The 11875-nt window shown below is 63.1% G+C and carries 10 protein-coding genes; 4 read left to right on the top strand and 6 right to left on the bottom strand.

The features are described 5' to 3' along the window. The first annotated feature begins 98 nt into the window (after positions 1–98). Positions 99–2492, top strand: coding sequence for a penicillin-binding protein 1A (locus H3V53_RS10260; RefSeq protein WP_336597834.1), 2394 nt, complete (start codon positions 99–101; stop codon positions 2490–2492). Between the two features lie 97 nt (positions 2493–2589). Here the strand turns inward: H3V53_RS10260 and cyaY are convergent, their stop codons facing one another. After that, positions 2590–2907 (bottom strand): iron donor protein CyaY, encoded by a 318-nt coding sequence (gene cyaY / locus H3V53_RS10255; RefSeq protein ID WP_054918540.1) that lies wholly within the window; start codon positions 2905–2907, stop codon positions 2590–2592. Positions 2908–2942: 35 nt separating this feature from the next. On the opposite strand from cyaY, the gene lptM reads away from it, so the two are divergent. Together lptM and lysA are read left to right on the top strand one after the other, a co-directional pair. Beyond that, on the top strand, positions 2943–3293 hold the full coding sequence (gene lptM / locus H3V53_RS10250) for an LPS translocon maturation chaperone LptM (protein ID WP_336597833.1): 351 nt from the start codon (positions 2943–2945) through the stop codon (positions 3291–3293). A 9-nt stretch (positions 3294–3302) separates the two neighbouring features. Continuing rightward, positions 3303–4571, top strand: a complete 1269-nt coding sequence (gene lysA / locus H3V53_RS10245; protein WP_336597832.1) for a diaminopimelate decarboxylase — start codon at positions 3303–3305, stop codon at positions 4569–4571. A gap of 87 nt (positions 4572–4658) precedes the next feature. Here lysA and msrQ read toward each other — a convergent pair whose 3' ends face one another. The 5 genes from msrQ to H3V53_RS10220 form a co-directional block, all read right to left on the bottom strand. After that, a complete protein-coding gene (gene msrQ, locus H3V53_RS10240; RefSeq protein ID WP_419539470.1) occupies positions 4659–5369 on the bottom strand; it encodes a protein-methionine-sulfoxide reductase heme-binding subunit MsrQ in 711 nt (236 codons plus the stop codon). Between the two features lie 11 nt (positions 5370–5380). Next, the gene (msrP, locus tag H3V53_RS10235; RefSeq protein WP_336597830.1) at positions 5381–6376 is read right to left on the bottom strand and encodes a protein-methionine-sulfoxide reductase catalytic subunit MsrP; all 996 of its coding nucleotides are present in this window, start codon (positions 6374–6376) and stop codon (positions 5381–5383) included. Between the two features lie 177 nt (positions 6377–6553). Then, positions 6554–7774 (bottom strand): c-type cytochrome biogenesis protein CcsB, encoded by a 1221-nt coding sequence (ccsB, locus tag H3V53_RS10230; protein WP_336597829.1) that lies wholly within the window; start codon positions 7772–7774, stop codon positions 6554–6556. A gap of 4 nt (positions 7775–7778) precedes the next feature. Continuing rightward, on the bottom strand, positions 7779–10010 hold the full coding sequence (locus H3V53_RS10225) for a cytochrome c biogenesis protein ResB (RefSeq protein WP_336597828.1): 2232 nt from the start codon (positions 10008–10010) through the stop codon (positions 7779–7781). A 118-nt stretch (positions 10011–10128) separates the two neighbouring features. Beyond that, complete coding sequence (locus H3V53_RS10220) at positions 10129–10782, bottom strand: c-type cytochrome (protein ID WP_054918526.1); 654 nt, start codon at positions 10780–10782, stop codon at positions 10129–10131. Between the two features lie 276 nt (positions 10783–11058). Here H3V53_RS10220 and yihA point away from each other — a divergent pair, with 276 nt between their 5' ends. After that, the gene (gene yihA / locus H3V53_RS10215; RefSeq protein WP_336597827.1) at positions 11059–11724 is read left to right on the top strand and encodes a ribosome biogenesis GTP-binding protein YihA/YsxC; all 666 of its coding nucleotides are present in this window, start codon (positions 11059–11061) and stop codon (positions 11722–11724) included. The last annotated feature ends 151 nt before the right edge of the window (positions 11725–11875 follow it).

The following is an 11875-nucleotide window of genomic DNA, read 5'->3' as shown; positions in this document are numbered from 1 at the left end:
ACAGTGTTCTCATAGTCGTGCGGTTGCGGCGGCAGTAAGCACGCCGAAAGCTGCCGGGTCGGGCGGCTATAATCGCGGGACCGTTTTCTGGTGTTCATATGCAATCCACGACTCCTACGTCTCCGCCTCCAGCACCGCAGAAGCGCAAGCGTCCCCTGTGGCTCACGATCATCCTGGGATTTTTCGGTCTGATCGTTGCCGGCATCGTCTGCGTGGTGCTCGTGCTGGGTTACGCGCTGGTCGTCGCGACGCCGAACCTGCCTTCGCTCGACGCCCTTACCGACTACCGTCCGAAGGTGCCGCTGCGCATCTACACCGCCGATCACGTGCTGATCGGCGAATTCGGCGAGGAGCGGCGCGACATCGTGCACATGCGCGACGTGCCCGACAACCTGAAAAAAGCCGTGCTCGCGATCGAAGACGCGCGCTTCTACGATCACGGCGGTGTCGACCTGACGGGCATCGTCCGGGCCGGCGTGGTCGCGCTGACGAACGGCCATGCCACGCAGGGCGCAAGCACGATCACGATGCAGGTCGCGCGCAACTTCTTCCTTTCCAGCGAAAAGACCTACACGCGCAAGATCTACGAGATGCTGCTCGCGTACAAGATCGAGTCGAAGCTGAGCAAAGATCAGATTCTCGAGGTGTACATGAATCAGATCTATCTCGGCCAGCGCGCGTACGGTTTCGCGAGCGCCGCGCGGGTGTACTTCGGCAAAGATCTGAAGGACCTGTCGCTAGCCGAGTGCGCGATGCTGGCGGGCCTGCCCAAGGCGCCATCCGCGTACAACCCCGTGGTAAATCCGAAGCGCGCCAAGGTGCGTCAGGAGTACATTCTTCAGCGCATGCTGGAACTCGGCTACATCTCGCAGGATCAGTACGAATCGGCAAGCCGGCAGCCGCTGGTCGTCAAGGGCGCGGGCAAGGAGTTCAGCGTGCACGCGGAATACGTCGCGGAAATGGTGCGCCAGATGATGTACGCGCAATATCGCGAAGAAGCCTATACGCGCGGCCTGAACGTCGTCACGACCATTGATTCCGCCGATCAGGACGCCGCCTATCGCGCGCTGCGCAAGGGCTTGATGGACTACGAGCGGCGTCATGGGTATCGCGGGCCGGAAGCATTCATCGATTTGCCTGCCAGTGCCGACGACCGCGAACAGGCCATCGACGACGCGTTGCTCGAACATCCCGACAACGGCGAGATCATCGCGGCCGTGGTGACGTCGGCGAGTCCGAAGCAGGTGCAGGCAACGCTTATCGACGGCAACGTCGTGACCATTCAGGGCGATGGGCTGCGCTACGCGTCGTTTGCGCTGAGCGCGCGCGCCCAGCCGAACCAGCGCGTGCGGCCGGGCGCCGTCATCCGCATCGTGAAGGGCGACGAAGGCAACTGGTCGATCACGCAACTGCCGCAGATCGAAGGCGCGTTCGTTTCCGTCGTGCCGCAGGACGGAGCGATTCGGGCGCTCGTCGGCGGCTTCGACTTCAACAAGAACAAGTTCAATCACGTGACGCAGGCCTGGCGTCAGCCGGGTTCGAGCTTCAAGCCGTTCATCTACTCGGCGTCGCTCGAAAAGGGTCTCGGCCCCGCAACCGTCATCAACGACGCGCCGCTCTTCTTCAGCGCGGCGGAAACGGGCGGCCAGGCGTGGGAGCCGAAAAACTATGGCGGCGGCTTCGACGGTCCGATGACGATGCGCACCGCGCTGCAGAAGTCGAAGAACCTCGTGTCGATCCGCATCCTCAATCACATCGGCACGAAGTACGCGCAGCAGTACATCACGCGCTTCGGCTTCGACGCCGACCGCCATCCCGCTTACCTGCCGATGGCGCTTGGCGCCGGCCTCGTCACGCCGCTGCAGATGGCGGCGGGATATTCGGTGTTCGCGAACGGCGGCTATCGTGTGAATCCGTATCTGATCGCCGAAGTCACCGATCAGCGCGGCATGGTCGTCTCGCGCGCCGAACCGCTCGTCGCTGGCGGCAACGCGCCGCACGCGATCGCACCGCGCAACGCGTACGTGATGAACAGCCTGCTGACAAGCGTTGCGCAGCGCGGCACGGGCGCCAAGTCGAACTCGCTCAAGCGCACCGACCTGGCGGGCAAGACGGGCACCACCAACGACTCGCGCGACGCGTGGTTCGCCGGCTATCAGCACACGCTGTGCGCAATCGCGTGGATGGGTTACGACAATCCGCGCAGCCTCGGCGACAAGGAAACGGGCGGCGGGCTCGCGCTGCCCGTGTGGATCGAATACATGGGACGCGCGCTAAAAGGGGCGCCCGAGTACAAGATGCCGATGCCGGAAGACGTCGTGTCGATCAGCGACGAGTTGTACTTCGACGATTTCACGCCGGGCAACGGCTTCGTCAATGCGGTCGGCGTGACATGGCCGCCGGCTGAAGCAAGCGATGCGGCGAGCGCGGCGCCCGCGCAAGTCGGCGCGCAGGAGAAAGAGAACATCATGAACCTGTTCAGAAGCCACTAGGCTCGCCGAACGGCCTGCAAAACAAAGCCGCCGCGTGAAGAACGCGGCGGCTTTTTGTTTTTGCGCGGCCCGCCTGAAGCGTGTCTTTCCGGTGGGCTTACGGCGCGAACTGCACCGGTTCTCCCGCCTGCTGCGTCGCGTATTCGGACAGCGCCGCGTAAAACTCGCTGCCGTTGCGCGTGTCGCGCCATTCGCCGTCGACGAAACGGAAGTGATATCCGCCCGACTTCGCGGCGATCCAGATTTCCTGCATCGGGGGCTGCAGGTTCACGATGATCTTCGTGCCGTTCTCGAATTCGAGCGTCAAGACGTTGCCGCTGCGTTCGAACTCGATGTCGGCATCGGTATCGTCGAGCGAGCGCTCGATGGCGGCGAGCACAGCCTCGGCGCGGCTCAGGTATTCACTGTCGGACATGCTAAACTCCAGCGATTAATTATTCAGGGACAGTCATGCGAGTCGTTTTCCGGATGAGCGCTGCTGCCAATGATGTGTCAGCGCCCCGCGGATTCCCCCGCGCGATTGTAGCGGCTCTGGCTATTGTCGCAGGTGTCGCGTTGAGCGGCTGCGGACAACGCGGTTCGCTCTATCTGCCGACCGTTCCGCCTCTTCCGGCCAAACCCACTGCGCAGACCCAGCCGACCTCGTCCGACCAGGCGAAATCCAACGCCGATACGGCCGAAGGTTCCATTCCGGATACGTCGGGCGCGCCGTTGTCCCTGTCGCCCGATACCGAATTGCGCACTGCGCCGAATTCGAATGCGCCCGCGCAACCCGCGACCGGCGCATCCGAAGCTCAATAAGACTGCCGCATGACTCACTCCGCTTTTGCCTACGTCGACGGCGTGCTGCACGCCGAAGGCGTGTCCGCCGTTTCGCTTGCCGAAGAATTCGGCACGCCGCTCTACGTCTATTCGCGCGCCGCCCTGACGCAAGCGTGGCACGCTTACGCTGACGCCTGCGCCGGCCGGCGCGCGACGGTTCATGTCGCCGTCAAGGCGAACAGCAATCTCGCCGTGCTCAACCTGTTCGCGCGCATGGGCGCGGGCTTCGACATCGTGTCGGGCGGGGAGCTCGCGCGCGTGCTTGCGGCGGGCGGCAAAGCGGAAAACACCGTATTTTCGGGCGTCGGCAAGAGCGTCGCGGAAATGCGCGAAGCGCTGGCAGCGGGTGTGAAGTGCTTCAACGTCGAGTCGATTCCCGAACTCGACCGCCTGAATGCCGTTGCGGGCGAGATGGGCAAAAAAGCGCCCGTGTCGCTGCGCGTGAATCCCGACGTCGACGCGAAGACGCATCCGTACATCTCGACGGGCCTCAAGTCGAACAAGTTCGGCGTCGCGTTCGACGACGCGCGCGCCACGTATCGCGCCGCCGCCGCAATGACGAACCTCGACGTGGTCGGCATCGACTGCCACATCGGTTCGCAGATCACGGAAGTCGCGCCGTACCTGGACGCCGTCGACAAGCTGCTCGAACTCGTCGCCCAGATCGAGGCGGACGGCGTGACGATCAGGCATATCGACGTGGGCGGTGGCCTTGGCATCACGTACGACGACGAAACGCCGCCTGATATCGGCGACTTCGTGCGCACGCTGCTCGACCGGATCGAGGCGCGCGGCCACGGTCATCGCGAAGTCTATTTCGAGCCGGGCCGCTCGCTGGTCGGCAATGCAGGCATCCTGCTCACGCGCGTCGAGTTCCTGAAGCCGGGGGCCGAAAAGAACTTCGCGATCGTCGACGCAGCGATGAACGATCTCGCGCGCCCCGCGATGTACGAGGCTTATCACGCGATCGAGCCCGTCGTGCAACGCGACGGCGGCAAGCATGTGTACGACGTCGTCGGTCCCGTGTGTGAAAGCGGCGACTGGCTGGGCCGCGAGCGCGAACTCGCGATCGAACCGGGCGATCTGCTCGCGCTGCGCTCGGCGGGTGCGTACGGTTTCGTGATGAGCTCGAACTACAACACGCGCACGCGCGCCGCCGAAGTAATGGTCGACGGCGACAAGGCCTATGTCGTGCGCAAGCGCGAAGAGATCAAAGATCTGTTCGCGGGCGAATCGGTTTTGCCGGATCGAAGCTGAAGCGCTTTCGTTCCACGCTCACAACAAAAGGCGATGCGCTCACGACGCATCGCCTTTTTTTGTTGCCCACCTCGCGCTAGTGTGTGATCAGGCTCGCGAACGTTGCCTGAGCGTGTCCCGTACCCAGATGAGCGCGCGCCACCCGAGCAGCACGATTACGATCGCGCCGTAGATCTTCGGCAAGATCAGGTCGTGCTTGCCCGCCTTCATCCACCAGAAATGCAGGATCGCGAGCGCTGCGATGGGGTAGATCGCGCGATGCAACGTCTGCCAGCGCCGGCCGAGCTTGCGCACCATCGCTTTCGGCGACGTGACGGCGAGCGGTATCAGCAGCACGAAGGCCGCGAAGCCGACGGTGATGAACGGCCGCTTGCCGATGTCCTTCACGATCTCGGCGATATCGAACCACTTGTCGAACCAGAAGTACGTCGTGAAATGCAGCGCGCCGTAGAAAAACGCATACAGGCCGAGCATCCGCCGAAAGCGCAGCAGCGCGTTCCAGCCCGTCAGCTTGCGCAGCGGCGTCACCGCGAGCGTGATGCAGAGGAAGACGAGCGTCCACAGTCCCGTCGAACGGGTGATGAACTCGATGGGATTCGCGCCCAGCCGGTCCGTGAAGCCGAACAGCACGATGCGCGCAAGCGGATACAGCGCCGCGACGAAAACAGCGGCCTTCGCGGGCACGATCCAGCGGCTCCCCGCCGCCTTCGTGCGCGAAGAAACGGCAGCCTTCGGAGCAGGCGTGGCCATGCGCGCGCCGCTGCCGGGATTCGCGCTTCGTGTGGTGTCGGATGCCATGCGCGTCGTCATCAGAAGTTCTTTTTCAGGTCCATGCCCTGATACATCGACGCGACGAGATCGCCGTAGCCGTTGTACATCAGCGTCTTGCGCTTGGGCGTGAAAAAGCCGTCCTCACCGATGCGCCGCTCGGTCGCCTGGCTCCAGCGCGGATGGTCGACGTTCGGGTTCACGTTCGAATAAAAGCCGTATTCGGTCGGCGCGTAGGTGTTCCAGCTGGTCGGCGGCTGCTTGTCGACAAAGCGGATCTTGACCAGCGACTTCGCGCTCTTGAACCCGTACTTCCACGGCACGACGATACGCACGGGCGCGCCGTTCTGGTTCGGCAGCACCTGTCCGTAGACACCCATCGTCAGCAGCGTGAGCGGATTCATCGCTTCGTCCATCCGCAGGCCCTCGGAATACGGCCATTCGAGAATCGGCGCCGACAGACCCGGCATCTGCGACGGATCGGCGAGTGTGATGAACTGCACGTACTTCGCGTTCGCCGTGGGCTGCGCGCGCTTGATGAGTTCCGACAACGGAATGCCGATCCACGGAATCACCATCGACCAGCCCTCGACGCAGCGCATCCGGTACACGCGCTCTTCCAGCGGCGCGAGCTTCAGCAGCTCGTCGATGTCGTAGACCTTTGCGTTCTTCACCTCGCCTTCCACGCTCACCTTCCACGGACGCGGCCGCAGCGTTCCCGCGTTGTGCGCGGGATCACTCTTGTCGGTGCCGAACTCGTAGAAGTTGTTGTAGGTGGTGATGTCCTTGAACGGCGTGACCTTGTCGGTAACGACGAACTTCGGATTGGTTTTCGCGCCGAGCTTCTGCGCCTTCGGGTCGGGCGACGAAAATTCCGCGAACGCTTCGCCGTACACGCCCATCAGCCCGCCGAGCGCCACCCCGCCCGCCGCCTGCAGGATGCGCCGCCGGTTCTCGAACACGTGCTGCGGCGTGATTTCGCTGCGCGCGATATCGTCGCCGTAAAGTTGGCTGCGCTCGCTTCGCTTGGTCAACATGCTGAAACTCCTTGCTGGGCATTCTGGCCCGATCACTGTCCTTTCGACTCGCGCTTCGCGGTCACCGTTCTGTTAACACAAGCCATGCTTAAATCTTCCACGTCGACATAAAAAAACCGCCGGTGCAGTGCACGCGGCGGTTTTGCGGCGGGTTGCAGCTATCCGGCGCGGCAGCGCTTACAGCTTGCCGTAACTATGCAGCCCCGACAGGAACATGTTGACGCCGAGGAACGCGAAGGTCGTCACCAGCAGCCCCGTCAGCGCCCACCACGCAGCGACGGCGCCGCGCAGCCCTTTCATCAGACGCATGTGCAGCCACGCCGCGTAGTTCAGCCAGACGATCAGCGCCCAAGTCTCCTTCGGGTCCCAGCTCCAGTAGCCGCCCCAGGCTTCGGCGGCCCACAGCGCGCCGAGAATCGTCGCGATCGTGAAGAACGCGAAACCGACGGCGATTGACTTGTACATGACGTCGTCGAGCACGTCGAGCGTCGGCAGACGGTCGGCGAGCACGCCGCGCTCCTTCATCAGGTAAGACACGCCGACCATCGCCGACAGCGCAAAGCTGCCATAGCCGATGAAGTTCGCAGGCACGTGAATCTTCATCCACCAGCTTTGCAGCGCGGGCACGAGCGGCTGGATCTGCTGCGCGTCGCGCGCGATCGAATACCACATCAGGAAGCCGACGGCGGCACTGATCACCAGCAGCACGAACGCACCAAGCGAGCGCGTGTTGTAGTGCTGCTCGTAGTACAGGTAAAACAGCGCTGTGATCAAACTGAACAGCACGAACACTTCGTACAGGTTCGAAATAGGAATATGGCCGACGTCCGAGCCGATCAGATACGACTCGTACCAACGCACCATCAGCCCGACGAAGCCCATCAGCACGGCGACCCACGTCATCCTGGAGCCGATCGCGGCGCCCGTCGCCGAGCCCGTCAGCATGCCGATCCAGTAGAACAGCGTGGCCAGCACGAACAGCGCGCTCATCCACAGGATGGCCGACTGGCTCGACAGGAAATACTTGAGGAAGAACGCGTGATCGGCGCGGGTCAGGTCGCCGCCGTAGATCTGGATCGAGAACAGCGCCAGCACGGCGATGCTCGCCATCAACAGACGCGCCGGCTTCCAGCGCCAGCCGAGCACGACGAAAGCAGGCACCGAGCACACCAGCACCAGCTTGTCGTAGTAATTCATGTACTCGTGATAGCGCGACAACGCGAATCCCGCGCCCGCGACCATTGCCAGCGCGAATAGCCAGTCGAACAGGCCAAGGCGCTTCAGAAACGGGCGGTCGTCCAGCAGCGTCGAATCGCCGGGCAAATACGGGGCGGAATGCGTCGCCGTATCGGCGCGCGGCTTCGCGCGCGAGGATGAGGTAACTTGGGTCAAGTCCATGTTCTTACCGGGTCGAATCGGGGGAATCCGCGGTCGCGTCACTCATTGCGGGAGCGGCGGCCGTTGCCTCGTGGGCGCGATCGGCTTCGACAGCCTTGCCGCCCAGCGCCGCACCGACGGCTTCGCGCGTCTGGGCAACCTCCTTCTCGAAGTCGAACGTCTTGCGCGCCGTCGACATCGCCATGACGACAGTCACGCCGTCGCGCCCGACAGCGTCCTTGAGCCAGAACCACAGGCGCCGTTCACGGACATAGAACATCGAAAAGATGCCCAATACGAGGAGCAGGCTGCCAAGATACACGACTTTTTTGCCCGGCGCGCGCGTCAACTGAAATACCGAAGCTTGCACCTGCTTGAAGGAGTCGAGCTGCAAAAAGACGGGCGAACCGTACAAAAAACTGTCTGAAATTGCGTTGATCGAGCTCTGGACGAACCGGCTCGTAGTCGCGTCGACGCTCGCCGGGCCTTCTCCCGCCTGCTTGCGCGCGAGTTGCCACACGTCCCACATCGAGCCCTCCAGCATCCGAAGCAAGAGTCCTGCCGCCTTCTCCTGCTCGCCCTTCGGGACAGAGCGGTCGATGAACGCGGCGACCGCCTGGAAACCGCCAATCTTCTGACCATTGGCCGCGTTGCCGAGCGTCGGGTCGTCGCCCGCGAAGAGCGTTAGCACGCGCGATGCGCTTTCTTCCAGATGCTTCTGCAAGTCCATATTCGACTGCACCGAGCGCTGAGCGAAGTCGCGCGCCGCCTGCGCGCGAATGGCCGGGTCCGCGAGCGCCGCGCGCATGCGCATCCACTCGGTGACCGTGCCGCCCGCGTCGGCGGGAATGCGCAGATAGCGGAACGGATCGTCGGGATTCGCGCGCATGCCGGCGAGGAACACGCGTTCGCCGTTCACGTCGACGGGCAGCATGTAGTTGTTGTACTCGCGCGCCTGGCCATCCTTGTCGCGAACCTTGTACTGCACCGACGGGCCCACGTTGCGCAGATCGACAGGCTTGGACGTCTTCGCGCCGGAGCCGAGGCGCTCGTCGAACGCTTCCTTCAGCGACTGGTGCGCGGCCACGCCGCGCGCGTCGTTCTCGCCATTGCCGTTCGAAATGTTCTCGACGTTGATCGCGCGGAAATCGGCGAACTCGACGGTCTGGCCGTCCGCGCCGGGCATCGACGCATTCAACACCCTGGAGCCGCCGATCTCGCCGTTGAACGGCTCGGTGTGCGTGTTGCTGCCCGTCATCGGCCAGGCTGTCATCTGCATCTGCGAGCCGCCGTCCTGGAAGCTCGACTGGTAGATCGACACGCCTTCGTACTCGAATGGCTTGTTCACCTCGACGCGCGCCGGAATGCGCGCGCCCGTCTTGTGGTCGATCACGACGATGTCGCTGGCGAACAGCTTCGGCATGCCCGTCGAGTAGTAGTCGACGATGAACTTCTTCAGTTCGATCGAGAACGGCAAGTCCTGAATCAGCGAGCCGTCCTGCTGGTTCAGTATCGCCGTCGACACATGCTGGCCTTCGGGTACCCACGCGTAGCCGCGGAAAGTCGGATTGCCCTGTGCCAGCCGGTGTTCCGGCGCAATGTCGTTGATGACGGTGTTGCTGCGGATCGGCGTCTTGTCGAACAGCCACATTTGCAGCTTGATGGGCAGATTGCTGTCGAGCAGCCCGCCGATACAGATGATGACGATCGCAAGGTGCGCCGAGATATAGCCGAGCTTGGTGAGCGCGCCGCGCTTCGCGGCGATCAGCGTCGCGCCTTCGCTTTCGCGCGTCACGTACTTGTAGCCGAGCCTGGCCGACAGCTTGCCGAGCGTCTGCGCGGCCTGCGCGCGCGTCGCGCCCGGCACGTCGAACTCGCCCTTGTGATGGAACGCGCGCAGGCTGCCTTCGCGGACCTTGTCTTTCCAGCTTTTCGTATCGGCGATCATCTTCGGCGCGTTGCGGATCACGCACAGCGAGACCGACACGACGAGAAAGCCGAGGATCAGCATGAACCACCAGGCGCTGTACACGTTGTACAGGCTCAGCGAGCGGAAGATGTCCGCCCAGAACGGGCCGAACTGGTTGACGTAGTTCGGATACGGGTCGTCCTGCGTGAGCACCGTGCCGATGATGCTCGCGATCGACAGGATCACGAGCAGCGCAATCGCAAAGCGCATCGAACTCAGCAATTCGACCGACGTGCGCACGAAGCGCTGCCGCGACTTCAACTCCAGACCCGACGTGGTGACGCTCATTCAAACTCCGACTGAACAGCAAAAAAGGGTGCAGGGACATCGCTCGCTGCGATTCCCTCACCCTTTTCTTGTTTTCTCGCCGGCCGTTGCATGGCCGGCTTCGCTTTCCTACGGACTCTTAATGCAAGCCCGCGATGTAATCGGCGACAGCCTTGATCTCGCTATCCGACAAGCGCGATGCGATAGCGTGCATCGCCTCGTTGTTGTTGCGCGCGCCCGCTCCCTGCGTGAACGCGTTCAGCTGCGCCACCGTGTATTCGGCCCACTGTCCCGACAGGCGCGGATACTGCGACGGAATCCCCTGGCCCGTCGGCCCGTGGCAACTCGCACAGGCAGGCACGCCCTTGTCGGCGATGCCCGCGCGATAGATCTTTTGCCCGAGCGGCACGGTGTCCTTGTTGTGCGCGTAGCCGGGCTTCGGTGTCTGCGACGCAAAATACGCCGCCACGTTGACCATGTCCTGATCGGTCAAGGCCGCGACCATGCCTGCCATGATCGCATTGTTGCGGGCGGGCTGCTTCGCGCCGGGTTGTGTTTTGAAATCCTTGAGCTGCTTGACGAGATATTCGGGATGCTGGCCGGCGAGCTTCGGATAAGCGCCGCCCGCGCTATTGCCATCCGCACCGTGACATGAAGCGCACACCTGCGCCGCGATTGCCTGCCCCCGATTCAAATCCGGCTTTGCCTGATCTGCTGCCCTTGCCTGTACTGCCAAACCTGAAAGACTTGCTGCTGTGTGAAGTACCACCAGTACCTTGCCCAGTCGATTCATTCGCACACCCTGTTTCGTCTTGTGGGAATTAGAGGTTCTGCAAAATACGACAGCGGCCGGCTGGCCGCGGAGGCCCACGCGGCGGCCTCTCAGGTTTTCAGTAAACCATCGTATTGTACAATACCAAGCTAATCGCGCTGGCGCCAGTCGGGCCTCTCCGGCCTTGGCGGCCGGGCTGCATCGGCCTTGCATGGCTTTTCATCGCGTCCGTCGACGTTCACTGGACGTTCGCCCGGCGTCCCGCTTGACGCCTCCCTACCCGTCCATCTGGTTCCCATGTCTTTCCTGCTCCATCAAGCCCGCTTTTTTACGACCGTCAATCATCTGCGCGATCTGCCGCCGTCGCCGCAGCCCGAGGTCGCGTTTGCCGGGCGCTCGAACGCGGGAAAATCGACGGCCATCAACATCCTGTGCAACCAGAAACGGCTCGCGTTCGCCAGCAAGACGCCGGGACGCACGCAGCACATCAATTACTTCTCGGTGGGGCCAGCGGACGAGCCCGTTGCGAATCTGGTCGACCTTCCGGGCTACGGTTACGCCGAAGTGCCCGGCGCGGCGAAGGCGCACTGGGAGCAGTTGCTGTCCACGTACCTGCAAGCCCGCGCGCAGCTGCGCGGCATGATCCTGATGATGGATTCGCGCCGGCCGCTGACCGATCTGGATCGGCGGATGATCGAGTGGTTTGCGCCGACCGGCAAGCCGATTCACACGCTGCTGACCAAGTGCGACAAATTGACTCGCCAGGAAAGCATCAACGCGTTACGCGCGACGAAGAAAGGGTTGGATGAGTATCGCGCGGCAGGCTACCAAGGCGAATTGACCGCCCAGCTCTTCTCCGCGCTGAAGCGGATCGGCCTCGACGAGGCGCATGAATTGATCGAAAGCTGGGTCGCGCCTGCAGCGACGGGCGATTCCAGCGAAACGTCGACCCGGGCGGAATAAGGCTCACAGCCCTTTTGCGCGGCTTCGGCGGCGCTTTTCGTTCGCCCAGAAAAAAACCCGCCGCTAGTAACGGCGGGTTAAACAGCCTAATCGAAAAACGACAGGCACCCGCTCAGGGAGGAGAAGCGGGGAGGTCAGCGCTAGGCGCCTT

Origin of the sequence: Paraburkholderia bengalensis (assembly GCF_037126505.1) — a bacterium.
GTDB lineage: Bacteria > Pseudomonadota > Gammaproteobacteria > Burkholderiales > Burkholderiaceae > Paraburkholderia > Paraburkholderia bengalensis.
The sequence above is the reverse complement of the archived record's forward strand: the minus strand, read 5'-3'. Positions and strand labels throughout refer to the sequence as shown.

Coding starts and splice junctions, on each gene's coding strand:
- ccsB (WP_336597829.1), bottom strand. CDS start 7,774: ATGGACTTGACCCAAGTTACCTCATCCTCGCGCGCGAAGCCGCGCGCC.
- msrQ (WP_419539470.1), bottom strand. CDS start 5,369: ATGGCATCCGACACCACACGAAGCGCGAATCCCGGCAGCGGCGCGCGC.
- yihA (WP_336597827.1), top strand. CDS start 11,059: ATGTCTTTCCTGCTCCATCAAGCCCGCTTTTTTACGACCGTCAATCAT.
- H3V53_RS10260 (WP_336597834.1), top strand. CDS start 99: ATGCAATCCACGACTCCTACGTCTCCGCCTCCAGCACCGCAGAAGCGC.
- H3V53_RS10225 (WP_336597828.1), bottom strand. CDS start 10,010: ATGAGCGTCACCACGTCGGGTCTGGAGTTGAAGTCGCGGCAGCGCTTC.
- lptM (WP_336597833.1), top strand. CDS start 2,943: ATGCGAGTCGTTTTCCGGATGAGCGCTGCTGCCAATGATGTGTCAGCG.
- lysA (WP_336597832.1), top strand. CDS start 3,303: ATGACTCACTCCGCTTTTGCCTACGTCGACGGCGTGCTGCACGCCGAA.
- msrP (WP_336597830.1), bottom strand. CDS start 6,376: ATGTTGACCAAGCGAAGCGAGCGCAGCCAACTTTACGGCGACGATATC.
- H3V53_RS10220 (WP_054918526.1), bottom strand. CDS start 10,782: ATGAATCGACTGGGCAAGGTACTGGTGGTACTTCACACAGCAGCAAGT.
- cyaY (WP_054918540.1), bottom strand. CDS start 2,907: ATGTCCGACAGTGAATACCTGAGCCGCGCCGAGGCTGTGCTCGCCGCC.